The sequence below is a fragment of the Chryseobacterium sp. genome, from assembly GCF_008014695.1.
Lineage (GTDB): Bacteria > Bacteroidota > Bacteroidia > Flavobacteriales > Weeksellaceae > Kaistella.
Genome location: NZ_VOXE01000002.1, coordinates 294,825 through 318,080 on the forward strand (window position 1 = coordinate 294,825; position 23,256 = coordinate 318,080).

General features: G+C 41.7%; 24 protein-coding genes. 1 reads left to right on the forward strand and 23 read right to left on the reverse strand.

Translation table 11 applies throughout. The features are described from left to right. Positions 1 to 16 precede the first annotated feature (16 nt). The 20 genes from FUA25_RS05810 to FUA25_RS05905 all read right to left on the reverse strand — a co-directional run bounded on the left by FUA25_RS05810 (position 17) and on the right by FUA25_RS05905 (position 18,747). The gene (locus FUA25_RS05810; RefSeq protein ID WP_147755961.1) at positions 17 to 1,018 is read right to left on the reverse strand and encodes an HlyD family secretion protein; all 1,002 of its coding nucleotides are present in this window, start codon (positions 1,016 to 1,018) and stop codon (positions 17 to 19) included. 23 nt (positions 1,019 to 1,041) lie between these two features. Next, positions 1,042 to 2,301, reverse strand: coding sequence for a TolC family protein (locus tag FUA25_RS05815; protein ID WP_147755962.1), 1,260 nt, complete (start codon positions 2,299 to 2,301; stop codon positions 1,042 to 1,044). A 35-nt stretch (positions 2,302 to 2,336) separates the two neighbouring features. Beyond that, positions 2,337 to 2,936 carry a TetR/AcrR family transcriptional regulator gene (locus tag FUA25_RS05820; protein ID WP_147755963.1) on the reverse strand — a complete coding sequence of 200 codons (600 nt, stop codon included), beginning with the start codon at positions 2,934 to 2,936 and terminating at the stop codon, positions 2,337 to 2,339. Between the two features lie 122 nt (positions 2,937 to 3,058). Next, complete coding sequence (locus FUA25_RS05825) at positions 3,059 to 4,438, reverse strand: NADH-quinone oxidoreductase subunit N (protein ID WP_147755964.1); 1,380 nt, start codon at positions 4,436 to 4,438, stop codon at positions 3,059 to 3,061. A 63-nt stretch (positions 4,439 to 4,501) separates the two neighbouring features. After that, entirely contained in the window at positions 4,502 to 5,995 is a 1,494-nt protein-coding gene (locus FUA25_RS05830) for a NuoM family protein (RefSeq protein ID WP_147755965.1), read from the reverse strand. A gap of 2 nt (positions 5,996 to 5,997) precedes the next feature. Further along, on the reverse strand, positions 5,998 to 7,893 hold the full coding sequence (gene nuoL, locus FUA25_RS05835; protein ID WP_147755966.1) for an NADH-quinone oxidoreductase subunit L: 1,896 nt from the start codon (positions 7,891 to 7,893) through the stop codon (positions 5,998 to 6,000). 6 nt (positions 7,894 to 7,899) lie between these two features. After that, positions 7,900 to 8,229 (reverse strand): NADH-quinone oxidoreductase subunit NuoK, encoded by a 330-nt coding sequence (gene nuoK / locus FUA25_RS05840; protein WP_147755967.1) that lies wholly within the window; start codon positions 8,227 to 8,229, stop codon positions 7,900 to 7,902. 3 nt (positions 8,230 to 8,232) lie between these two features. Beyond that, positions 8,233 to 8,727 (reverse strand): NADH-quinone oxidoreductase subunit J, encoded by a 495-nt coding sequence (locus tag FUA25_RS05845; protein ID WP_147755968.1) that lies wholly within the window; start codon positions 8,725 to 8,727, stop codon positions 8,233 to 8,235. Continuing rightward, a complete protein-coding gene (locus tag FUA25_RS05850) occupies positions 8,727 to 9,281 on the reverse strand; it encodes a NuoI/complex I 23 kDa subunit family protein (RefSeq protein ID WP_147755969.1) in 555 nt (184 codons plus the stop codon). Before FUA25_RS05850 ends, FUA25_RS05845 begins: the two co-directional genes overlap by 1 nt. A 271-nt stretch (positions 9,282 to 9,552) precedes the next feature. Next, positions 9,553 to 10,626 carry an NADH-quinone oxidoreductase subunit NuoH gene (gene nuoH, locus FUA25_RS05855; protein WP_147755970.1) on the reverse strand — a complete coding sequence of 358 codons (1,074 nt, stop codon included), beginning with the start codon at positions 10,624 to 10,626 and terminating at the stop codon, positions 9,553 to 9,555. Positions 10,627 to 10,700: 74 nt separating this feature from the next. Continuing rightward, positions 10,701 to 11,693, reverse strand: a complete 993-nt coding sequence (locus FUA25_RS05860) for a 2Fe-2S iron-sulfur cluster-binding protein (RefSeq protein ID WP_147755971.1) — start codon at positions 11,691 to 11,693, stop codon at positions 10,701 to 10,703. 34 nt (positions 11,694 to 11,727) lie between these two features. Further along, positions 11,728 to 12,495 (reverse strand): hypothetical protein, encoded by a 768-nt coding sequence (locus FUA25_RS05865; RefSeq protein WP_228411655.1) that lies wholly within the window; start codon positions 12,493 to 12,495, stop codon positions 11,728 to 11,730. A gap of 54 nt (positions 12,496 to 12,549) precedes the next feature. After that, positions 12,550 to 13,914 carry an NADH-quinone oxidoreductase subunit NuoF gene (gene nuoF / locus FUA25_RS05870; protein ID WP_147755973.1) on the reverse strand — a complete coding sequence of 455 codons (1,365 nt, stop codon included), beginning with the start codon at positions 13,912 to 13,914 and terminating at the stop codon, positions 12,550 to 12,552. A gap of 12 nt (positions 13,915 to 13,926) precedes the next feature. Further along, entirely contained in the window at positions 13,927 to 14,436 is a 510-nt protein-coding gene (gene nuoE, locus FUA25_RS05875; protein ID WP_147755974.1) for a complex I 24 kDa subunit family protein, read from the reverse strand. Between the two features lie 71 nt (positions 14,437 to 14,507). Next, on the reverse strand, positions 14,508 to 15,731 hold the full coding sequence (gene nuoD / locus FUA25_RS05880) for an NADH dehydrogenase (quinone) subunit D (protein WP_147755975.1): 1,224 nt from the start codon (positions 15,729 to 15,731) through the stop codon (positions 14,508 to 14,510). Between the two features lie 39 nt (positions 15,732 to 15,770). Continuing rightward, positions 15,771 to 16,271 carry an NADH-quinone oxidoreductase subunit C gene (locus tag FUA25_RS05885; protein ID WP_147755976.1) on the reverse strand — a complete coding sequence of 167 codons (501 nt, stop codon included), beginning with the start codon at positions 16,269 to 16,271 and terminating at the stop codon, positions 15,771 to 15,773. A gap of 3 nt (positions 16,272 to 16,274) precedes the next feature. Then, entirely contained in the window at positions 16,275 to 16,832 is a 558-nt protein-coding gene (locus tag FUA25_RS05890) for an NADH-quinone oxidoreductase subunit B (protein WP_147755977.1), read from the reverse strand. A gap of 56 nt (positions 16,833 to 16,888) precedes the next feature. After that, positions 16,889 to 17,260, reverse strand: coding sequence for an NADH-quinone oxidoreductase subunit A (locus tag FUA25_RS05895; RefSeq protein WP_147755978.1), 372 nt, complete (start codon positions 17,258 to 17,260; stop codon positions 16,889 to 16,891). A gap of 173 nt (positions 17,261 to 17,433) precedes the next feature. After that, the gene (locus FUA25_RS05900; RefSeq protein ID WP_147755979.1) at positions 17,434 to 17,622 is read right to left on the reverse strand and encodes a hypothetical protein; all 189 of its coding nucleotides are present in this window, start codon (positions 17,620 to 17,622) and stop codon (positions 17,434 to 17,436) included. Beyond that, entirely contained in the window at positions 17,623 to 18,747 is a 1,125-nt protein-coding gene (locus FUA25_RS05905) for a GTP cyclohydrolase (protein ID WP_147755980.1), read from the reverse strand. Between the two features lie 109 nt (positions 18,748 to 18,856). On the opposite strand from FUA25_RS05905, the gene FUA25_RS05910 reads away from it, so the two are divergent. Beyond that, complete coding sequence (locus FUA25_RS05910) at positions 18,857 to 19,564, forward strand: zinc metallopeptidase (protein ID WP_147755981.1); 708 nt, start codon at positions 18,857 to 18,859, stop codon at positions 19,562 to 19,564. A gap of 36 nt (positions 19,565 to 19,600) precedes the next feature. On the opposite strand, the gene FUA25_RS05915 is transcribed toward FUA25_RS05910, so the two are convergent. From FUA25_RS05915 to FUA25_RS05925, 3 genes are read right to left on the reverse strand one after another with little or no spacing between them, the layout of a single operon-like run. Next, positions 19,601 to 20,203, reverse strand: a complete 603-nt coding sequence (locus tag FUA25_RS05915) for an IMPACT family protein (RefSeq protein ID WP_147755982.1) — start codon at positions 20,201 to 20,203, stop codon at positions 19,601 to 19,603. After that, entirely contained in the window at positions 20,179 to 21,231 is a 1,053-nt protein-coding gene (gene ribD, locus FUA25_RS05920; RefSeq protein WP_147755983.1) for a bifunctional diaminohydroxyphosphoribosylaminopyrimidine deaminase/5-amino-6-(5-phosphoribosylamino)uracil reductase RibD, read from the reverse strand. Before ribD ends, FUA25_RS05915 begins: the two co-directional genes overlap by 25 nt. A 55-nt stretch (positions 21,232 to 21,286) precedes the next feature. Then, complete coding sequence (locus FUA25_RS05925; protein WP_410493469.1) at positions 21,287 to 23,104, reverse strand: DUF349 domain-containing protein; 1,818 nt, start codon at positions 23,102 to 23,104, stop codon at positions 21,287 to 21,289. Positions 23,105 to 23,256 lie beyond the last annotated feature (152 nt).

Here is a 23,256-nt window from a genome sequence, read left to right on the forward strand (position 1 = left end):
CGGAAATTGATCAACACTATTTCTCTAGATTCTTTTTACCTGACTCTTGAAACTTCACATCGCCGTACATGCCGATTTTCAGAAAACCGTCATTTTTAACATGAATTTTTGTCGCGTAAACCAGATTTGCCCTTTCGTTTTTGGTCTGTATGGTTTTTGGCGTGAACTCAGCTTTTGAACTGATCAAATAAATGGTTCCCGGAAGTTCTTTGGTTTTTCCGTCTCCCAAATCGGTGTATATTGTCACCTTCTGGCCTGTTTTCACGTTAGGCAACTGATCTCCGGTGATAAATATTTTTAAAATCATCGTGTCCAGACTCGCCATTTTAAAAATTGGTTTTCCTGTCATGGCAAATTCGCCTTCATTCATATATTTTGTCAGAACTATCCCTGAAATTGGGCTTTCAATCGTATTGTTTTTCAGCAGTTCATCAATCTGTTCCACTTTTTTCTGGGTGGGTTTTCTTTCACTTAAAATGCCGCGGTTCTGTATCGAAACATTGTCTTTTGCGGTTGCGATTTGCTGCTGAAGGACGTTCAGCTGACTTTTCGCTGCCGAAATTTGTTTTTGAAGGACTTTAATCTGCCCGTTTGCATCATCGAGCTGTTTTTTTGTGGCCGCATCTTTTGCTACCAAATTTGCGGTTCGGTTTCTTTCTCTCACAGCATTCTGAAGCTGTTCCTGCAACACTGAAATATTTGCAGACTGTGCGGTAACCTGCGTCTGAAGCACCTGAATCTGCGGAAGTGCCGAATTTGTTTTCTGATCAATGGCATCGATGCTGGCGATGATCTGTTCCTTTTGTAGTTCTACATTTTTGGGATCAATTTCTCCTACTACTTCATGGAGTGCCAGTTGTTGACCTTCTTCTAAATCGAGTCGAAGAATGGCTCCGCTGGCTTTGGCGGTGACCAGGATTTCATCGGCTTCGAAAGTTCCGGAGGCATCGTAATTTTGATCTGAATTTTTGCAGGAATAAAGTGAAAGAACGGCTGCGAATAAAATATATTTTTTCATCGGATGAGGTTTCTTTTTTGATTTTATTGGCTCAGCTGCGCTTTTAAATTGTACTGCGTCAAGAGATACTGCGTTTCGTGCAATATTTTTTGAATCCGTGCCTGTTCTTCGGCATTTACTTCGCGCAGATAGTCACTGGTGTTGATTACACCGTTTTCGAGTTGGGCAAGACTGGCTTTTTTAATGCTTTTACGCAGCGCAATCAGTTCGTTGTCTTTATCAATAAGTTCCTGGAGCTTTTCTAAGTCGCCGTTGTTCTGAATGGTGTAGAAATTCTGATTGAACAGGAAGTTTTCTTTTTGAATTTCAAGATCCTGTTGCTGTGTTTCAATTAATGCGCGGTCGTTTTTTTTTGTATAAAATCCGGTAATCGGAATCTGAAGCCGTACTCCTCCAATATAGAAGATGTCGAATTCGTTTCTCAGCATATTAAAGCCGGGTTTGCCATAACCACCCTGTAGAAATGCTCCAAGTTTCGGTAGATTTTTAGACTCAATTAAAGATTTTTGCGTTTCCAGCAGCTGGTGCTGCAGAGCGAACAGTTTCAGTTCAGCCCGGTTGTTTTTGGTCGTAAGCAACAATTTTTCAGGTTTTTGGAAATCTGTGTTTTCAGTGATGTCTTTTTTAATAAAGACGGCCAACATGTTGATGAAATTTTTCTGAAGCGACTGTAATTCAATCTGTCTTTGCTCCAGACTCACCAACTGTGCCTTCAAAACATCCACCTGACTTCTTAGAATGGTGCCGTATTTCAGTTGGGCTTCGGCTTTTTCCAAACCGTTTACGAGGTCGTTTTTGGTCACGTCAGTCTGCTGAAGCTGTTCCTGCGTTTGGAGAATTCCGAAATAAATCTGGTTGATTCTTTCTTCCAGTTTGTTAATTTCCACTATATTTTTCTGAACCTCGGTTTCAGACTGAATTTTGGCGAGTTTTTTTTGATTTGTAATCATTCCGCCGTCATACAGAGTTTGCTGAAGGTCTGCATAAATCTTATACTGGTCTTTGCTCAATGGCTCCACCGACAAATTTGGCAGGTTGAACGGCAGTTGGGTGACTTCATTCTGGTAAGTCGCCTGACCAATCACATTGATTTGTGGAAGCCAGCCTTTTGAGGCATTCTCCACGGTATAATCTCTAGTTTTTTCAATCAGCGCGTTTCTTTTGATGAGCGGATAGTTCTCTTTGGCGAGTCGGTAGCACTCTTCCAAAGTCAATATTTTCTGCGCACTCAAAGAAACATTCAGCAGGAGAGCGCAACTTATCACGTATTTTAAAAATTTCATTTTTCTTTAATTTTTAAATTGAAGACGCATATTTTTTAGCTGTTTAAAATCATTTTGATCCAGATGGGAATTAAAGTTTTCCGTTCTTCCACAAACTGCTGAAACTCTTCATCAATCATGATGTTCAAATTCTTCAAAATCGGTTTTCCGACAAACGGAAATACCGTCATGCTCAGAAAATTAATAATAAAGTGGAAGGGATTGAGCTCCGGTTTTTTCTCCTGAATCTGTCTGATCAATACAGAGGTCTTCAGTAGTTTATCTACAGGAATAAGGGAAGTGATGTTGGAAGGTTTTTTCTGAATTTCGCTCAGGATAAAAAGGGGAAGATTTGGGTTTTTGGATAAAATTTCAAAATATTTTTCGCTCGCCAAATCTATTTTTTCTTCCAGAGTGGTTTTTTCGTTGGTTACAATCGGGATTATTTTCCCGAAGAGCAAAACAATTTTTACTTTCATCACCTGTTCAAAAAGTTTTTCCTTGCTGCGGAAATAGTAATTGAGCAGCGCAAGATTAATTCCTGCTTCTTCTGCAATATCGCGGGTTCGTGTTCCAGAAAAGCCTTTTTCGGTAAAAATTTTAGAAGCTGAGATCAGGATTTTTTCTTCTGTGGAAACATCGGTGTCTTTGCCCATTTTAAAAATATTTAAGCAAAGTTAATATTATTATTTTGATTTAATCAAATGATTAACCTTATTTTCAGCATAAAAAAAACGCAACCCTTAAAGGAGCTGCGTTTTTTTATTTTTATAAATTGTTAAAGTCCAAACTGCATTGCAAATAAATCGGGATATACGCCAATGGTAATAATGGCAATGATCAGGAAGAAGGCCACAATATTGTATGTAATGCTCGCTCTTTCCGAAGTGTTGAAACTGCTTTCTTTCGGGAAAAACATCACAATGATAAGCCTCAGATAATAAGCAATTGAAATAGCCGATCCTAGAACCGCTACAAGAACCAGAAATGCGCCGCCGTTCATGGCCTGTGCAAAAATCGAGAATTTCCCGATGAAACCCGCTGTCAGCGGAATTCCCGCCATTGAAAGTAAGGAAATTGTGGCAACGGTTGCCAGTAAAGGTTCTGTTCTCGCCAATCCTTTGAAGGCATTGTAAGAAGTCTCTTTTTTCAGTTTTTCTACCCAGATCAGCGTCATCATCACTCCAACTGAAGCCAGTGAATAGGCAAAAAGATAAAAAGCCAGATTATAAGTCGACAGACTGTTCATTCCGAAGAAAATAAGCGCAATATAACCGGCATGTGATACGGAAGAGTACGCCAGCATCCTTTTCGCATTGCTCTGCGCAAGTCCCATTGCATTGGCTAGGAAAAGCGTAATAATAATGAAGACGCCGATGATATTCATCCATTCATTGGTAATGCCGCCGAATCCGATCGTCATAAGTTTAAAAAACGCCGCAAAACCCGCAATTTTCACTACCGACATCATAAACGTGGTGATTATCGAAGGCGAACCCTGATAAACATCCGGACTCCACATATGGAAAGGAGCCAAAGCCACTTTAAAGGCCATTGCAGCGATCATCAAAACCGCTCCCATGATCAGCATCAGATCTTTTGGATTTTTTACGCCGAATTCATGTATGGTATAAAGGTCAAAACTTCCTGAACTTCCGTATACCAAAGCTATCCCGAACAACAGGAACCCTGTGGCAAAAGCGCCCATCAGGAAATACTTTAGCGAAGCTTCATTGGAGCGTAAATCTGTTTTATTGCTTCCCGCCATCACGTAAAGCGGAATGGAGAGGATTTCAATACCTAAAAACAGTGTCACAAGGTTTTGGTAACTGAAGAGTACAATTCCGCCGCAAAGCGCAAAAAGCATAAGCGCATACAGCTCAGACTGATGGCTCCGGTGGTTGCTGAAGGCAAATCCGCCTAAAAAGAAAATCAGCAGCGTAATCACAAGAGAAATTTTCGTGAAAAGTGCAGCATTGGTGCCGAAATCCACCATGCTTTTGTATTGATTGAAAAAGGAATGTTCCGGCATAAAGCTCACGTAAAACGCAATGATTAAACCCACAATCCCGATGTATCTTGCAAATTTCCCCTGTTCGAACACACCCGAAAATAAGGCGGCAACTGCAGTAAGGAAGATGATAATTAGAACGCTCATTTAGTTTTTATTTGTTTAAAGATCCCGGATCTGATTCCGTTTGCTCTATTTATTTTTAATTGATTATTGCATCATTGAGGAATAGATGAATTTCAGCGAAGAGTTTACCAGATCAAGGATCACCTGCGGGAAAATACCGAAGAAAATCACGTACACCGCAAAACTCGCTAAAACCGTAAACTCTACCGGAGACACATCTTTCATTCCGGATAGTATTCTTTCATCGCCTTTGCCAAACATGGCTTTTCCGTATAATCTGAAGAGGTAAGCCGCACACAAAATAATGGTTAAACACGCGATCACGGCAGCCAGTTTGTTATAATCGAAAACAGATTTCAGCAGGATAAATTCCCCGACAAAACCGTTGGTTAACGGAAGCGCGATAGAGCCCAGAAGAATAATCATGAAAAGAATGGCAAATTTCGGAGCCACTTTCGCCAGTCCACCCATTTTTCTGATGTCGCGCGTGTTAAATCTTTTAATTAAAATATCGGCGCAGTAAAAAAGTCCGGCAATATTGATTCCGTGTGCAAAAGACTGAACCATCGCACCCTGTCCGCCTTCAAACGTGAAGGTTCCGTTCACCGTCAGTATTGCAGAAGCGAAAATTCCCGCCACAATCAACCCGATGTGCGAAAACGATGAATATGCAAGAATTCTTTTCACATCGTTAATGACAATTGCAATTAAAGCCCCATGAACGATTCCGATAATTGCCAAAACCATCACGATCTGCCCGGAAATCCCGAGAACAGCATCCGGTGTAATCGGCAGTAAATAGCGTAAAATTCCGAAAACCGCCATCTTCAGCATAATTCCTGAAAGAAGCATGGATCCCTGGGTCGGCGAATACGTATACGTATCAGGTTGCCAGGTATGGAAGGGGAATATCGGCAGTTTCACCGCGAAGGCAAAGAAAATAAACCAGAAGACAACGGTTTGTTGCGTAAGGTTTAAGTTCGCATTGTAAAGATCTGTTAATGCAAATGAAGCGGAATAGTTATACACGTAGATCAGTCCGATCAGCATAAACAATGATCCCACGAAAGTGTAGACAAAAAATTTCGTTGTAAAACGGATTCTTTTATCTTCCTGACCCCAGATTCCGGCAATAAGCCAGATCGGAATTAAAGTGATTTCCCAGAATGCATAGAATAAAATTCCGTCAAGAGCGGTAAACACTCCGATTAGTCCGAACTGCATGAGCAGAATCAAGCCGTAAAAAGTGTTTCGGTAACCCGGTTTTTCGTTGAAAGAAGACAGAATGATGAGCATTGTTAGAATGTTCGTCAAAAGCAGCATCAGTAAACTCATCCCGTCAATCCCAAAATGGATGGTACTTTTGATGAAATTGGACCAAGGACGGATAATTTCATAATCCAGAGGAGAATCTACCGTTGGAATATTGTTGAAATTGGCCAGGATGTAGAATGTAAGCAACATTTCCACAAACGCGATTCCCAAAGCCAGATATTTGCTTGCAGGATTTTTCCATGCAAAAACCAGTCCCGAACCAACGAGTGGCAGTAGTAATAATGTTAATAACAGATACGACATTATTATTGTAATATAAAGTTAACGATTAAGATAATTCCGATAGCCAAAGACATGATAAGAACGTAGTTTTCTACATTTCCGTTCTGTAATCTCTTTGCTGCTCTTCCCGAGTCTTCTGCACCGATTCCGATGAAGTTTACAAAGCGGTCCAGGATGTTCTTATCAAACATGTTTCCGCCCACGCCGAAGCCCTCTGTAAGTTTCACAAAAGTAGCATCGTAAAGTTCATCAATAAATAGTTTTTTGTTCGAAAGCCGTTCCCAACCTTCATATTCTTCATCTGCCAACGGAAGTTTTTTCTTGTTGACATATATATTTTTAACAATGAACCACACCGCAAAAAACATAACAACGGTCGCGGCTAAAAGAATCATTTCGGTATTGAAAGGCACTTCCGCCAACTGAATATCGGTTGCAAAAAGCGTGTGCAGCCAGTGGTCGAGTTTTGCATAGTTTCCGTGACCGATGAAATGTGGAAGATTAATGAAACCGCCAACAATAGAAAGAACTGCAAGAACCATCAAAGGTAAAGTCATGTTCAGCGGACTTTCATGAAGATGCTTTTTCTGTTCTTCGGTACCTCTGAATTCACCGTGGAAAGTCAGATAATAGGCACGGAACATATAAATTGCCGTCATTGCTGCTATTATAAAGAGTAGAATCCACAGCAAAGGATTGTTTCCGTAAACATTGGTGAGGATTTCATCTTTCGAGATCATTCCGGAAAGGAATGGAAATCCTGAAATAGCCAGTGTTCCGATAAAGAAGGTGATGTGGGTAATCGGAATCTTTTTCTTTAATCCACCCATGAATCTCATATCCTGTTCGCCGCTCATTGCATGAATAACAGAGCCGGAACCGAGGAACAGCAACGCTTTGAAAAACGCGTGCGTCATCAAGTGGAACATCGCAGTGGTATAAGCGCCGACTCCAAGCGCCACAAACATAAATCCTAACTGTGAAACGGTAGAGTATGCGAGAACTTTTTTAATATCATTCTGCCGTAATCCAATAAATGCAGCTACCAAAGCGGTTAAAAGCCCGATGAAAAGAATTCCGTTCATCGTGGTTGGCGCAAGAGAGAAGAGGAAATTGGAACGGACTACCAAATAAATTCCGGCGGTAACCATGGTTGCAGCGTGAATTAATGCAGAAACAGGAGTCGGTCCAGCCATCGCATCCGGCAGCCAGGTGAAAAGCGGAACCTGCGCCGATTTTCCTACAGCTCCGATAAATAAACTCGCTGTAATGAATATAATGACTGTACTGTCGAGTTCAAATTTTCCGGAATTCTGCGCGACAGAAATATAATCAAGCGCATTGGTTTCATAGGCGATCATAAAAATCCCGATCAGCATTCCCAGATCACCGATCCGGTTCATGATGAAGGCTTTTCGTGCAGCGGCGCCGTATTCTTTGTTTTCGTACCAGAAACCGATGAGCAGATAGGAACATAATCCAACGCCTTCCCAGCCAATGAAAAGGATGAGGTAATTGCCACCCATCACAAGCAGAAGCATGGAAAAGATGAATAAATTCAGGTAAGTGAAGAATTTATAGAAACCTTTGTCATGACTCATATAGCCGATGGAGTAGAGGTGAATAAGGGAACCGATCCCGGTGATGATCATAATCATCATAAGCGAAAGCTGATCGATCTGGAAACTGAAATTAACCTGTATTCCGTTCACGGTAAACCATTCGAAGGCTTTTACCAGAACAGGAGCACTGTTGGAGTCGGTTTTTAAAAATATGCTCAAAGCTATGCAGAAAGAGGCAAAAACCACCGCAGTTGCAAGGCTTCCTACAACCATTTTCGGAAGATTTTTACCGAAAAGACCGTTGATCAGAAATCCGAGAAGGGGCAAAAGTATAATCGCGTAAACTAAATTTTCCATCCTTTATTATCCTCTTAATTTATTAAAAATACTGATGTCTACCGATTTTGTATTTCGGTACATCATCGCGATGATGGCCAATCCCACCGCAACTTCAGCAGCGGCAACAACCATAATGAAGAACACCAGAATCTGTCCGTTTCCGTCGCCTTTATAGCTTGAAAATGCAGCCAGCAGAAGATTTACGGAATTCAGCATCAATTCTACACATCCCAAAATAATGATGGCATTTTTTCGGATCAAAACTCCCATAACTCCCAGACAGAACAATACCGAACTCAGAATAACAAAATACTCGAGCGGAACTGCCTGTATCAATGAATTTACTTCTCCCATAATCTATAGATCTTTTTTACCAATCAGCACTGCGCCTACTATTCCCGCAAGAATGAGAAGGGAAGCCAGTTCGAAAGGCAAAACATATTCGTTAAACAATAATCTTCCGAGGTTTTTGGTCAAACCTACCGAAGAATCAACATCAGCAGATACCGGCTCAAAACTCAAACCTCTGAAAGCGCCAAGTATTCCGATTAAAAGCAAACCGGCAGAAAATACCCCGATGAATTTCATGAGGTTCTGTTTTTTGCTTTCGTCGGCTTTGTCCAAATTCAGCATCATCAAAATGTAAAGAAAGAGGACCATAATGGCACCTGCATAAACAATGATTTGCACAATTCCCAAAAACTGAGCGTTCAGCAGAATGTATAGTCCCGCAATCGAAAACATCGTAACGATCAAAGAAAGGATGGAGTACATCGGGTTTCTGGCAAATACAAAATTCACGGCACTTGCCACAGCGCAGAACGCCACGAAAAAGAATAATACCTGTTCCATTATTTCACCGATTTTTTTTGCAGTTCACTCTGTCTGTCCGAAATATCAATTCTCGCATTGATTTTTTCAACCAGTCTATCTTTTCCGTACACAAAGCTTCCGCGGTTCTCTTCCACATTCACAAGGCGGTCGGTAAGATAAATGGCCGATTTCGGGCAGGCTTCTTCACACATTCCGCAGAAAATACATCTCAGCATGTTGATTTCATACATCGATGCATATTTTTCTTCGCGGTAAAGGTCTTTTTCATCTTTAGTCCGTTCAGCGGAGGTCATAACAATGGCTTCAGCCGGGCAGGCAACTGCACAAAGTCCGCATGCAGTGCAGCGTTCTCTGCCTTCTTCATCGCGCTTCAACACGTGCTGTCCTCTCCAGACTTTCGCTCTGGGCCTCACTTCTTCCGGATATGAAATGGTGCTGGAACCTTTAAAAAGTGTTTTCAGAGCGTGCTTCATGGTAATACCCATCCCGCCGAGAATGGCAGGAATATAAACACTTTCACCGAAAGTCATTTTTTTGTTCGAGACCACTTTTGATCTGTTCGTTAATTTCATCTGCTTTATTTATCTTTTTTCATTGGACAGATGGAACATCTATTCTCAACCCTTTTTGTTTAGTTTGCTTTGAGCAAAGATGTTTCATTTTCAGAAAAATATTTTTATTTTAAGAAGCAACACCTAAATTGCTTCTATCTCGTTCTGTCCCGCTTTTTGCTCTATCTTTTGCTTCACCTTGGCCTGGCTTTGTCCGTCGGAAGGTTCCGCAAAAGGATGCCGCGTCAATCGGGGTTATAAGAGGTTTTATTTGCTTAATTAATTCTGCCTTTTATTTCATATAATGTTGATACAGCAAAATCAATGCAGCGGTCACCATCAGGTTGATCAGCGCAAACGGTATCAGTTTTTTCCATCCCAAATGCATCAATTGGTCATATCTGAATCTTGGTAAAGTCCAGCGGATCCACATAAATACAAAAATTCCGAAGAACGTTTTCCCTAAAAATGCGAGGATGGAGATGATTCCTGCCGCATTTTCGCCCCAGTTCTGGGTTACCCAGTCGATTCCCGGATAATTGTAACCGCCGAAGAATAAAACAGTGATCAGCGCATTCGAAATAAACATGTTCACATATTCCCCGAACATATAAAGCCCGAGTTTCATCGATGAATATTCTGTATGATAACCGTTTACAAGCTCAGATTCACATTCAGGCAAATCGAAAGGCGAACGGTTGGTTTCAGCCAAAGCTGCTACAAAAAAGATGATAAATGCGATAGGCTGATAAAAAATATTCCAGTTCAGGCCTGAAACCTCAGGAATAATTCCCCAGATTTTACCATGTGTCTGCTGTTCAACGATCACTTTCAGGTCAAGCGATCCCGCCATCATAATAATCGCGAGCAGGGAAAGTCCCATTGCGAGTTCATAGGAAATCATCTGCGAACTTGCACGGATGGCTCCGATCAGGGAAAATTTGTTATTGGAAGCCCAGCCTCCGAGCATGATTCCGTACACGCCGATGGAAACCATTCCCACGAGGTACAGAACGCCTACATCAATATTGGCAACCTGCAGGTCAAATGAAGTTCCGCCGATATTCAGGGTTTTCCCCCACGGAATAACGGCTCCTGTAATCAGGGAAATGAACATCACCAGCGACGGTCCTACAACGAATAGGAACCTTTCTGCTCCGTCGGGTGTAAAATCCTCCTTGAAGAAAAATTTTCCACCATCAGCAAGCGGCTGCAGCAGCCCGAAAGGCCCGGATCGGTTAGGTCCGATTCTGTCCTGCATGATCGCGGCCACTTTTCTTTCCGCCCAGGTAGAGTAGGCGGCCACCGTAAGTGCCAGTAGGAACAGTGACAGCACCAATATGATTTTAAAAGTTAGTAACTCCATTTTTATTTATAACATTTGTCTCTCTGCATCGATTCGGAAATGCAGAATTAAATTAAATTATTTTCAGACTTCGCTTAATCTTTTGAACTCAGTTCCTTCGCATCGGGATTTTCCAGAAGACTGATCATGTTTTCCGGTTTTTCGTAATGGTTAAGGGATATTACAGAATGTCGGTCGATATGTCTTGGTCCTTCAACTGTCCATTTGCTGATGTCTTTGCGTTCGAAACGACACTCGTTACAGATCCATTCCTCAACTTCATCGTACTGGTCTTTGCGCGCGGTGACTCTTATGATTTCGTCGCCTTTCATCCAAAGTACGGCTTTTCCTGAACATTTTGAGCATTCGCAGGTCGCATTCACCGGATTGGTAAACCAAACCCTGCTTGCAAAACGGGCAGTTTTGTCGGTTAAGGCTCCTACCGGACACACATCAATAACATTTCCGATGAAATCGTTATCCAGTGCTTTATTCAGATAGGTGGAAATCTCAGCATGGTCACCTCTGAAAAGGATTCCGTGTTCTCTTTTTTCGGTAAGCTGATTGGCTGCCAAAACACAACGCGCGCACAGAATGCAGCGGTTCATGTTCAGTTTAATGTACGGGCCAATATCTTCCGGCTCAAAAGTCCGTCTTTCAAATTCTGTTCTGGTATTTTCAACTCCGTGTTCGTAGCCGAGATCCTGCAGATGGCATTCGCCGGCCTGATCACAAATCGGGCAGTCCAAAGGATGGTTCAGCAAAAGAAATTCCGTTACGGCCTTTCTTCCTTCCTGGGTTTTTTCGGAGGTAAGGTTTTTCACTTCCATTCCGTCCATAACACCGGTCCTGCAGCTTGCCACAAGTTTCGGCATCGGTCTAGGATCGGCTTCTGAACCTTTCGAAACTTCCACCAAACAGGTTCTACATCGTCCGCCGCTTGTTTCGAGCGGTTTATAGTAGCACATTGCCGGTGGCACCGATTTTCCTCCGATTTGCCTTGCAGCTTCGAGAATGGAAGTTCCGGGCAACACTTCGGCAGTCTGTCCGTCGATGGTTATTTTAAATTTTTTAATTTCTTCGCTCATATCTTTAGCATTAAGCTTCAAGCACTGGGCTTTTTTAATTATTTTTCTTCGTATTAAAGGTATAACCGATCCCTAAATTTACCTGAGCAAAAGCAAAATCCTGTGAAGCTTTGTCGGGTTTGTTGTTTAAAGTCGTTTTAATATCGGGCAGATTAATGTAACCCGCTTTTCCTTCGATCTGGGCAACGATATGTTTCCATACAATAACATTCAGACTGGTTCTTGCGTCCAGACCAAAACCTGCAACGTGAAAACGGTCACTTCTTTCAAATCCCATTAAGCTCACATTTGATTTTGGCAGCAATACTCCTAACCCGGCGCCGTAGCCCCAATAAACATCAAAATTGGTGTGGTTAAGCAGATGTCTGTATTTCTGGACCCCTGTATTGATATAATTTAATCCGTCGGTATGTTCAAACTGTAAAAATTCTCCATCTGTGAGATCAACTTTGCCGTTGTGTACCATTGCAGCATATTTCGGATCGCTGATGTTTCCCTTAAAATCAACAGTTTGTTCCTGATCCATCACATATTTCATATGATCCATCCCAATTGAAATTGCCATATCATCCTTAATGAAATAAGAAATTCGGTAATTCACCTGCGGCACCGTAATTTTTGACGGATTGAAGTATAAATTGAATCTGAAAGGCGACTGGCGGTCGTGTGCCACCACATCATTCAACTGAAAATTGTAATCAGCACCTTTAAAATGAATGTCGGTATGGGTATAGGCAGCATTGTTCCATCCCCAAAAAACCATGACGGCTCCTTTGCGGAAGGGTTCGTTTTGTGCTTTCATATTTGTAGCTGCCAACATTACCATGAAAATGAAAAGGATTTTATTTTTCAAAATTTATATTTGCGCATTTGCTGCTGCAACAGGAATCGGATCTGCATAATTGGCCAGTCCGTAATTCTGGGTTAAACATAATTCAGGATTGTTCACATGCCACTCGAACTCATCACGGAAATGACGGATTGCAGCTGCAACCGGCCAGGCCGCGGCATCGCCGAGAGGACAAATGGTATTTCCTTCAATTTTTCTCTGTACATCCCAGAGTAGATCAATATCTGACATCGTTCCGTTTCCGGAATCGATTTTTTTAAGAATTTTATACATCCACGGCGTTCCTTCACGACAAGGCGTACACTGACCACAGCTTTCGTGGGCGTAAAATCTTGCCAAAGTCAGCGTGTGTTCTACGACGCACTGGTCTTCATCCAGGACAATAAAACCTCCGGAACCCATCATGGTTCCTGTGGCAAAACCGCCGTCTGCAAGAGATTCGTAATTCATAAGTCGCGGTTCGCCGTTGATGGTTTTCAGCAGTAAATTCGCGGGAACAATAGGAACGGAACTTCCACCCGGAATACAGGCTTTGAGTTTTTTACCGTTCGGAATTCCGCCGCAGTATTCATCAGAATAGATGAATTCTTCAACGCTGATCGTCATGTCGATTTCGTAAACGCCCGGTTTGTTGATGTTTCCGCAGGCTGAAATCAGTTTTGTTCCGGTAGATTTCCCAACACCGATTTTCGCATATTCTGCACCGGTGATATTGATAATTGGAACTACGGCAGCGATGGTCTCTACATTGTTGACCACCGTTGGAGATTCCCAAAGTCCTTTCACAGCCGGGAATGGCGGTTTAAGACGCGGATTTCCTCTTTTTCCTTCAAGGGATTCCAAAAGTGCGGTTTCTTCACCGCAAATATAAGCTCCGGCTCCTCTCTGAACATAAATTTCCAGATCGTAACCTGTCCCTAAAATATTTTTGCCTAAAAATCCGTTCTTTTTTGCTTCTTCAATGGCTTCTTCCAGAATTTCTGTAATCCACGCATACTCACCTCTGATGTAGATGTAGGAAAGATGGGCACCAAGCGCAAATGATGAAACAATCATCCCTTCAATCAAAAGATGCGGAATAAATTCCATTAAATAACGGTCCTTGAAAGTTCCCGGTTCGGATTCATCGGCATTCACAACCAAATATCTCGGTACGCCTTCCGGTTTTGCCAGAAAACTCCACTTCAGTCCGGTAGGGAAACCTGCGCCGCCTCGACCGCGAAGACCGGAAGCTTTTACTTCTTCCAGAATTTCTTCAGGCGTCATCTTCAGGGCTTTATCCACCGAGTCGTAACCGCCCTGTTTGCGGTAAACGTCGAAATAGCGGATCCCCTCAATATGGGCGTCTTTAAGTAAAAGTTTTTTACTCATTTTTTATTTAAATTAGTCTAAAGCAACCTGTCCCTGTCTGCAAAGTTCAAGGATTTCGTCTACTTTTTCTTTTGTTAAATTTTCGTGATAAAATTTGCCGAGCTGCATCATGGGTGCATAACCGCAGGCGCCGAGGCATTCTGCCGGTTTCAGCGTAAACAGTCCGTCTGGTGTTGTTTCACCGTCTTTTATGTTGAGACTTGAACGGAGATGATCAAGGATTTTTTCGCTTCCGTTCAGCATACAAGGTCCGGTTCTGCAGACTTCCAGCACGTATTTACCAACCGGTTTCATATTGAACATGGAGTAAAAAGTAGCCACTTCATACACTTCAATTGGTTTAATATTCAGGACTTCTGCCACATAATCCATTACCGGAACAGCCAGCCAGCCGCCGAATTCCTTCTGTGCTACATGCAGGATCGGAATCAAAGCTGATTTGTGCTTTCCTTCGGGATATCTTGCGATGATTTGATGAACCTGATCTAAAGTCTCAGGCTTAAAAGCAATAGTTTCGCTCATTATTGTATAGATTAAAGAACCGGAAGGAGCATTTATCTCAGCTTCTGTTCAATTTTCATTTTATTTTAAAATCAGGCGTCCAGTTCTCCTGCAATTACATTTAAACTGCTTAAAGTCACCACTGCATCAGAGATAACGGAACCTGTAATCATTTCAGGATAAGCCTGATAATAGATAAAACACGGTCTTCTGAAATGCAGTCGGTATGGAGTTCTCCCTCCGTCGCTTATCAGATAGAAACCAAGCTCACCGTTTCCGCCTTCTACAGCATGGTATACTTCTCCTTTCGGAACATCGGTTTCTCCCATTACTATTTTGAAATGGTAAATCAGGGCTTCCATTTTGGTGTAAACATCCGCTTTTTCAGGCAGATAAAAATCAGGAACATCTGCATGGAAAGGGCCTTCAGGAAGATTTTTAAGTGCCTGTTCGATGATTTTCAGACTTTCCCAGATTTCCTGCTGTCTCACCATAAAACGGTCGTAGGTATCGCCGCCGGTTCCGATCGGGATGTTGAAATCAAAATCTTCGTAAGAAGAATAAGGCGTTGCAACCCTCACATCATAATCTACACCTGCTGCACGCAGATTCGGACCCGTAAACCCATAATTCAGTGCACGTTCTCCCGAAATGGGTCCTGCACCAATGGTACGGTCCATAAAAATCCTGTTTCTTTCGAGTAAGTTGTTGAACTCCTGGAACCTTTTCGGGAAAGTCTTCAGGAAATCGTTCAGAAGTTCGTGGAATTTAGGGGTGAAATCTCTTTCGAAACCTCCGATACGACCCATATTTGTGGTCATTCTGGCGCCACAAATCTGTTCATAAATATCGTAGATCCTTTCGCGCTCCTGAAACATATAGGTAAATCCGGTTAATGCACCGGTATCGACTCCAATTACCGCGTTGCACACCAAATGATCGGCAATTCTCGCCAGTTCCATCATGATCACGCGCATATAATCAACCCTTTTGGGCACTTCTACGCCGATGAGTTTTTCAACTGTCATGTGCCATCCTAAATTGTTGATGGGCGCTGAACAGTAATTCATCCGGTCGGTAAGCGTCGTGATCTGGGTGAAATTCCTTCTTTCCGAGATTTTCTCAAAAGCGCGGTGAATATATCCCACAGTCTGCTCCGAGTGAAGGATTTTTTCTCCGTCCATCGTCAGAATATTCTGAAAAATTCCGTGTGTTGCAGGGTGGGTCGGTCCGAGATTGAGGGTATATAACTGCCCGTCGATCTGTTCCTTGCTGTCGTACTGATTTAATATATTGGAGAGTGCGTTGTCTTTCATATTTTTTTGGATTTAGGCATTAAGCAAAAGCTTAGGCTGTTATCTTCCGAACATGGCGTCGTCTTTATCGGTTCTGGTTCCGTCTTCGAGCCTGTATTCCTTCAGCATCGGATGATAACCGAGTTCCGGATCATTCAGGATCACCCGTAAATCAGGATGGCCTTTAAATTTAATGCCGTAAAAATCGAATGTTTCCCTTTCCATCCAGTTGGCAGCTGCAAAAAGTTCCGTTAACGAATCCACTTCGGCAAAATCTCTTGTCATAAAGGTTTTGAGACGGATCCTGTGGTTTTCAACCAGATTATGAAGGTGGTAAACCACGCCAATTTCTTTTTCAGGATTTTCAGGAAAATGGACCCCGCAGATATCCGTAAGAAAGGTGTAACCCAAGCTACTGTCTTTCATATGGTGCACCACTTTTTTCAGATCTTCCTTTTTTATTTCGAGCGTTAGCATCCCATAAGATTCTGACTGCGTGATGACCGATTCCGGAAATTCTCTTACAAGAGCTTCTGAGACAAAATCATTCGTAAATTCCATCCTTTAGTTTATTTTATAAGAGTCCAGTAATTCTTTATATTGAGGAAGATCTCTTCTTCTTAAACTTTCACTTTTCGAAAGGGCCTGAACCTGCATGAAACCTTCCAGAATCTGCTCCGGTCTTGGCGGGCAACCCGGAACGTACACGTCTACAGGAATTACCTTATCGATTCCCTGAAGAACCGAATACGTATCAAAAATTCCGCCGCTGCATGCGCAAGCTCCAACGGAAATGACCCATTTTGGTTCAGCCATTTGGGTGTAAACTTCTTTAAGAATTGGTCCCAGTTTTTTGGAAATCGTTCCGCAAACCATTAAAACATCGGCCTGTCTTGGAGAGAAACTCATTCTCTCGCCGCCGAAACGGGCAAGATCGTAGTTAGGACCCATCGTTGCCATAAATTCAATTCCGCAGCATGAAGTTGCGAAAGGAAGCGGCCATAAGGAAAGTGAACGCGCCATACCGATCAGACTGCTGAGTTGCGTAGCGAAAAATCCTTCGCCTTCGAAACCTGCAGGAGCGGGAGCGTTTGTATTTATTTGTGGTGTATTTTCTGACATTTTTTTAATTTTTTTGATCTTAAATTTCAAGACCGTGGTTAACTAGAAAAAATATTTTACTTGTCCCAGTCCAAAGCACCTCTTTTAAGAACATATAAAAATCCTAAAAAGAAAATGGCAACAAAAGTGAGGACTGCAATGAAACCGTCGATTCCAAATTCACGGAAATTGACAGCATAAGGGTAAAAAAATACAATTTCGATATCAAAAAGGACAAAAAGAATCGCGGTTAGAAAATATTTAACGGAAAACGGACTTCTGGCGTCGCCCTGACTTTCAATTCCGCACTCAAAACTCTTGTTTTTATCAACTGTGGTGGTAGTAGGTTTCGGGCCTAAAAAATGGGCACCTAAAAGGGATACTGCGACAAAACCAATGGCTACTAAAGCCTGAATGATGATTGGAATATAATTTTCGGGTAAATTCATGTGTGCTATTTATTAACCTTGCCTTTTATCTTTCGTAACTGTTTATTGAGCAACACGTGCACTTTTAATGCCGTAGTGTTTTCTCAATCTGCAAATTTAATGAATAAAGCTGTAAGGAGGAAATTTAAGCCATGAAATTATCTCTAAAAACATTAATTAAAGAAGTGAACCCATTACTTTTTCCCTGTATTTTTCAGTCTCTTCAAAACGAGATAAGCAATGTAACCGATGTACAGAAAAAGAAAGCTTGCAAAAAGGATATTGATGAGATTGTTGATCTTCTCATCTTCAACCTGAAAAAACTGATTGTAAACAACAAAAGCCACAATCATCAGAACATAAAAATACAGCTGTTTTTTCATTTAAATTTCTTTGGAAAAGGTACATCTTCTTTTGTGATTCACCGGATTGTAATCCTGCCAAAGTACCTGAACACTTTTATTTTCAGCCAGTTCCGGATTGGTTTCGGCAAATTTAATGCCCATTTTATTGAACCGTATAAAAACTTCCTTCAGAATAATTGCCGTCACCCCTCTTCGTTGGTATTTGGGTTGTATGCCGATCAAATAGAAATTGGCGCGGTCGTTTTTCTTACCTGCCTGCAGAAAATGCCACCATCCGAAAGGGAAGAGTTTGCCTTTTGATTTCTGAAGCGCTTTTGAATAGGAGGGCATTGTTATCGCAAAAGAAATCAGTTCATGATTTTCATCTTCCACGCAAATCACGTAATTTTTATCAATGAAGGGAAAATATTTTTCTTTGTAGGTCTTGATCTGTTCGTCGGTTATTGGCGTGTAGGTGGAAAGCGTGTTATAGGTTTGGTCCAGAAGTTTGAACATTGGCTCCACATAGGGTAGGATTTCCTTCTTGTTTTTAAAATTCAGGACCTTAAGTTTGTATTTTTCTGCAATAAGGGTGCTGAATTTCTCAACTTTCGGCGGCAGTATTTCGGGGAAATTCATTTCAAATTCCACCCATTCTTTTTCCATCGCAAATCCAAGTTTCTCCAGATGTTTGGGATAGTACTCGAAATTGTAAAGGCCGATCATCGTGGCGAGCTTGTCAAATCCCATCGTGAGCATTCCTGCCTTGTCGAGATTTGTAAAACCCATGGGTCCTTCAATTTTTTTGATGTTTCTTTCTTTAGCAAATCTTACTGCGTTGTTAAGGAGTGCTTCAGAAACTTCATAATCATCAATAAAATCCAGCCAGCCAAAGCGGGCTTTGCTCGTGCCGTTCTCATCTGTTTCATTATGATTGACGATTACGGCTATCCGACCCGCAACAGAGCCGTCTTTGTAGGCTAAAAACTGTCGGGTATCAGAAGTAGCCAGTGCAGGGTTTTCTTTCGGATCCCAAATGTTTTTTTCATCATTGATCAAAGGCGGAACATAATTTTCGTTCTTTTTGTAAAGATCCATCGGAAAACGGATGAAATTTTTTAAATCATCATCAGTTTTCACCTCAATTACAGAAATATCAGACATGTGGTTTTATTTGAAGAACAAATATAAATCATTAAAACATATCACAAAACTTTGGCACGTTTTTTACAGCTTAAATCACTTAATAAATCTTAAAAAAAAAGGAGAAAAAATGACAGGTTATTACATCATTATAGGGATTTCGATGCTCATCAGCTGGCTGGTTTCATCCAGGCTGAAATCGAAGTTCGAACATTATTCCAAAGTGCATTTGCGCAATGGGATGTCCGGAAAAGAAATCGCAGAAAAAATGCTCAGAGATAACGGGATTTCAGATGTTCAGGTCATCTCGGTTCCCGGACAACTCACCGATCATTACAATCCGGTGAATAAGACCGTAAATTTATCAGAAGGGGTATATATGCAGCGAAATGCCGCCGCAGCCGCTGTTGCGGCTCACGAGTGCGGACATGCTGTACAGCACAAAGTGGGTTATTCGATGTTGCAGCTCCGTTCCAAACTGGTTCCGGTTGTAAACATCAGTTCAAATTTAATGCAGTTTGTGCTAATTGCCGGTATTGCCTTGATGTTTGCCACAAGATCAATTGAAAATCCAAACGGTAACACGACTGTTCTCGCGATCGGCGTTGCAATGTTTGCAGTGACAACACTTTTTACATTTATCACATTACCGGTAGAATACGACGCGAGTAACCGCGCGATGAAATGGTTAAAAGACACCGGAACCGTAACTTCGGAAGAATATGTTGGAGTTAAAGATTCTTTAACATGGGCCGCAAGAACATATCTCGTGGCGGCTTTAGGCTCATTAGCACAACTCCTGTATTGGGGATCGATGTTAATGGGACGAAGAGATTAAAAGACATTTAAATATTTTTTAAGGGCCTCAATTATTTCAAAGCCATTTAAAATTAATATTCTGCATCTCGGACAGTTGTTCCGAGATGCTTTCTTTTTGGGAGGTTTTTACTTTTGCTGAAATTCGGCAGTTTTCATCGGACACAAAGTCCAGAATTTTTCCGTCAAATTTATTGAGAAGCGTAAAAATGAGGTTCTGCTGACTGAAACTGAAATGTATTTCGAGTTCTGATTCCAGTTCTTTGATAATGATTTCGGCGGCATCCAAAGTGAGTTTTGCCGATTCTTTATAGGCTTTCACGAGACCAGAAACGCCGAGTTTCGTTCCACCGTAATACCGTACGACAATCAAAAGAACATTGGTTAAGCCGTTTGCCAAAAGCTGGTTGTAAATAGGCAGACCTGCACTTCCTGAAGGTTCCCCGTCATCATTCGCGCGGTAATTTTCGCCATTCAAACCCAATCGGAATGCATAACAGTGATGCGTCGCTTTCGGATGGAGTTCTCTAACTTTTCCCAAACAGATTTTCAGATCTGTTTCTTCAGCCAGAGGAAAGGCAAAACCGATAAATTTGCTTCCTTTTTCCTTCAGCAGGATTTCCTCAACAGGAGATTTTAGAGTGCTGTAGGAGAATTCCAAGGTTGAATGTTTTTATAGAACTCAATGCTGTTGTCACGGAATTGCTTTGAATCGGCGAGATCAAAATCAAAATCCGGCGCTTCGGTACCGTTTCCGAGCCTTAAATTTTCATTTTTAATGACGATGGCCTCATCCCAAAGTCCTGTGCTGATGAACTGTTCCAAAGTAAAACGGCCGCCCTCCACCAAAACCGACTGAATCTGTTTTTCATACAGTTTCTGCATTAAATTTTCCAGAAAATTCTCTTTTTCAATTCTGATGAATTTTAGATTTCCTTCCACAGAATCTTTGAATAAATTAAAAACAAGCGTCTCAGCTTCAGTGTTAAAAATCTTAAAATCCCGCGGAACTTTTAAATCAAGATCAATTAAAATCCGCACCGGATTTCTGCCGGAAATTTCGCGGGTAGTTAAATCGGGATTGTCGGTCAAAGCGGTTTTGGTGCCTATTAAAATAGCGTGTTCTTCGCTCCTCAGTTGGTGAACAAACTGTTTGGTGAGCGCATTGCTAATTTGTGTAGGTTTAAAATCCTTGTTGATAAATCCGTCTCCGGATTCTGCCCATTTCAGAATGATATAAGGCCGTTTTTTCTTTTGAAAAGTAAAGAATCTGCGGTTGAGTTGGCGGCAGTTCTCTTCTAATATTCCTGAAACTACTTCAATTCCGGCCTTTTCAATGATTGCTTTTCCTTTTCCGTTTACTTTTTTATGAGGGTCTAATGTTCCGATGACCACTTTTCTAAAACCGGTTTCTACGATCTTATCGGCACAGGGCGGTGTTTTCCCGAAATGGGAACACGGCTCCAGCGAAACATAAATGGTAGATTCTTTCAGCAGTCCGGGATCTTTTACAGAACTGATGGCATTGATTTCCGCGTGGTTTTCGCCCGCTGTATGGTGAAAACCTTCCCCGATAATTTCATCCTGATGTACAATAACACTTCCTACCAGTGGATTGGGGTACGTGTTTCCCAGAGCCTGCTCCGCCAGCTGAATACAGCGGTTCATGTAAAATTCATCTGTTTTCATTCCAAAAAAAAGCGAAGACAAATTGCTTTGCTTCGCCAGTATAATTTGTGATTTATTATTCGCCTACAATCATGTGGTGAAGGTTCTGCTTCAGACTCTCGAGCAATGCTTTTTTGTCTTCGATATTCTGAAAAGTATCTTTCAGCAAAGGATTGTCTTTTGACGAGTTGCTGAAGAAACCGAGGTTGTTTTCGAGTTTGGCGATTTCAGCCTCCAGATCGGCGATCTGGTTCTTTATTTTTCTGGCTTTATCGGTAATCTGCGTATCCGAAAGGCCCTCTTCCTTCAGATCAAACTCATTGATTTTGTTGAGTTTTAATTTTTCTCTCAGTGTTTTGTTAAAGTCGGTATTGATGCTGAGTTTCTCTTTCGGTACTTTCCCGATGGCATTCCACGCAGTTTTAATCTGCTCAATCTTTTCCACACTTCCATCTTCATCAGTTATGGTTTTTAATTCTTCCAGAAGGGCATTTTTACGGATAAAATTGTCTTTCCAGTTGTCGGTTGTGGCATTGTTTTTCTCCCGGAAATTGTTGAAGAAGGTATTGCAGGCTTCGCGGAAGTCCTCCCAAATTTTATTGGTCTGGCTTCGCGGTACATGTCCGATCTTTTTCCAGTCTTCCTGAAGTTTTTTAAATAAAGGAACAGTGGTTTCCCAGTCTTCAGAATGCATGTTTTCCTTGGCCAGCTCAATGAGTTTCATCTTTTCCTCAAAATTTTTCTGCTGCGAACCTTTCAGATTTTTATAAAAATCATTCTTTTTGCTGTTGAATTCACGCAGATTCTGCTTGAAAGCATCCCAATTCTGGTTGGATACTTTCCGTGGTACGCTTCCTGTTTTCAGGAATTCGCTCCGCAGTTCTTCTATCTTTTTAATCGCGTTCTGCCAGTAGCTGTGGCTTACGTCTTTTCCGTGATCGGCAAGCTGTTTGATCTCTTCAATAATCTTATTCTTCTTCTCCAGATTGGCAGTCTGTTCTGCTTCCATCTGAGACGAAAGTTCTGATTTTCGCTCATGGATCTTGTCGGAAATTTCCTTGAAAATTTCCCAGGTTTTTTCCCGGAATTCTTCCGCAACGGGCTCTGCTTCTTCTTTCCAGAGTTTGTGGAGGTACTGAAGTTCATTTAGAGCTTTCTGAACCATCGGTTCATTCTCGAGTTCTTTGGCTCTTTCAATAATATGAAGTCTTTTTTCCAGGTTGTGCGCGAATTCCTGTTCGCGGTATTCCTTATTCATCTCCAGCATGGCATAAAACTGGTTCAGATGATGAAAATAATTGTTGTTGAGGAGTTTAAATTCCGATTTTGCTACCTGTCCGGCATTTTGCCATGCTTCTTTGATGGAACGCATTTCCTTGAAGAAATTTACGCCCGGTTCTGAATTGGTATAGAGGTTTTTAAGCCTGTCGATAATGCTTTGGCGCGTGGCAAGATTTACCTGATGTTCCGCATCCTGTTTTTTATGATATTCGTCCTGCTTTTCTTTGAAGATGTGGATGAGCCCTGAAAGTTTTGAAGAATCGCGGTGAACATATTCAGTAGCAACTTCAGCAGTTTCGTTTCCGGGATTTTCCTGTTTTTCTTTAGCTTCTTCTTCGTGAATCAGATGATGAGCATGATCTTTCAAAAGATTGAACTGTTTAAAAAAAGTTCCTGCATTGTCTTTATTAACGATATTTTCCATCTCCTTTAAAGTCTGAGACAGCGTCAGCTGGGCGACAGCCGTTTCTTCATTTTGATGGGGAGTTGCGGCAGATTTTATTTTTTCTTCGGGAACAGAAGTAGAATTAACCACATCCTTCTGAGCGGGTTCTTCTGTAGGCTTTTCAACGGATTCTTCTGCAGGAATCTCAGCGGTTTTTTCCTCAGAAATTTCTTCAGCCGGCGTTTCAGCTTCTTCCGAGACCGGTTCAACAGAAGTTGTTTCTTCCGGTTGGATAGGCTCTTCGGAAGGCTTTTGGGTGGGAGTTTCTTCAGTTTTTTCCGCAGAAAAATCTTCAGCCGAGGCTTCAGTTGCAGATGAAA

Coding starts and splice junctions, on each gene's coding strand:
- nuoL (WP_147755966.1), bottom strand. CDS start 7,893: ATGGAAAATTTAGTTTACGCGATTATACTTTTGCCCCTTCTCGGATTT.
- FUA25_RS05825 (WP_147755964.1), bottom strand. CDS start 4,438: ATGAGCGTTCTAATTATCATCTTCCTTACTGCAGTTGCCGCCTTATTT.
- FUA25_RS05830 (WP_147755965.1), bottom strand. CDS start 5,995: ATGTCGTATCTGTTATTAACATTATTACTACTGCCACTCGTTGGTTCG.
- FUA25_RS05905 (WP_147755980.1), bottom strand. CDS start 18,747: ATGTCTGATATTTCTGTAATTGAGGTGAAAACTGATGATGATTTAAAA.
- nuoK (WP_147755967.1), bottom strand. CDS start 8,229: ATGGGAGAAGTAAATTCATTGATACAGGCAGTTCCGCTCGAGTATTTT.
- FUA25_RS05900 (WP_147755979.1), bottom strand. CDS start 17,622: ATGAAAAAACAGCTGTATTTTTATGTTCTGATGATTGTGGCTTTTGTT.
- ribD (WP_147755983.1), bottom strand. CDS start 21,231: ATGAAAACAGATGAATTTTACATGAACCGCTGTATTCAGCTGGCGGAG.
- FUA25_RS05890 (WP_147755977.1), bottom strand. CDS start 16,832: ATGTCAGAAAATACACCACAAATAAATACAAACGCTCCCGCTCCTGCA.
- FUA25_RS05860 (WP_147755971.1), bottom strand. CDS start 11,693: ATGAGCGAAGAAATTAAAAAATTTAAAATAACCATCGACGGACAGACT.
- FUA25_RS05850 (WP_147755969.1), bottom strand. CDS start 9,281: ATGAAATTAACGAACAGATCAAAAGTGGTCTCGAACAAAAAAATGACT.
- FUA25_RS05885 (WP_147755976.1), bottom strand. CDS start 16,271: ATGGAATTTACGAATGATTTTGTCTCAGAAGCTCTTGTAAGAGAATTT.
- nuoH (WP_147755970.1), bottom strand. CDS start 10,626: ATGGAGTTACTAACTTTTAAAATCATATTGGTGCTGTCACTGTTCCTA.
- FUA25_RS05895 (WP_147755978.1), bottom strand. CDS start 17,260: ATGAATTTACCCGAAAATTATATTCCAATCATCATTCAGGCTTTAGTA.
- nuoD (WP_147755975.1), bottom strand. CDS start 15,731: ATGAAAGACAACGCACTCTCCAATATATTAAATCAGTACGACAGCAAG.
- nuoE (WP_147755974.1), bottom strand. CDS start 14,436: ATGAGCGAAACTATTGCTTTTAAGCCTGAGACTTTAGATCAGGTTCAT.
- FUA25_RS05810 (WP_147755961.1), bottom strand. CDS start 1,018: ATGAAAAAATATATTTTATTCGCAGCCGTTCTTTCACTTTATTCCTGC.
- FUA25_RS05845 (WP_147755968.1), bottom strand. CDS start 8,727: ATGGAACAGGTATTATTCTTTTTCGTGGCGTTCTGCGCTGTGGCAAGT.
- nuoF (WP_147755973.1), bottom strand. CDS start 13,914: ATGAGTAAAAAACTTTTACTTAAAGACGCCCATATTGAGGGGATCCGC.
- FUA25_RS05820 (WP_147755963.1), bottom strand. CDS start 2,936: ATGGGCAAAGACACCGATGTTTCCACAGAAGAAAAAATCCTGATCTCA.
- FUA25_RS05910 (WP_147755981.1), top strand. CDS start 18,857: ATGACAGGTTATTACATCATTATAGGGATTTCGATGCTCATCAGCTGG.
- FUA25_RS05815 (WP_147755962.1), bottom strand. CDS start 2,301: ATGAAATTTTTAAAATACGTGATAAGTTGCGCTCTCCTGCTGAATGTT.
- FUA25_RS05865 (WP_228411655.1), bottom strand. CDS start 12,495: ATGAAAGCACAAAACGAACCCTTCCGCAAAGGAGCCGTCATGGTTTTT.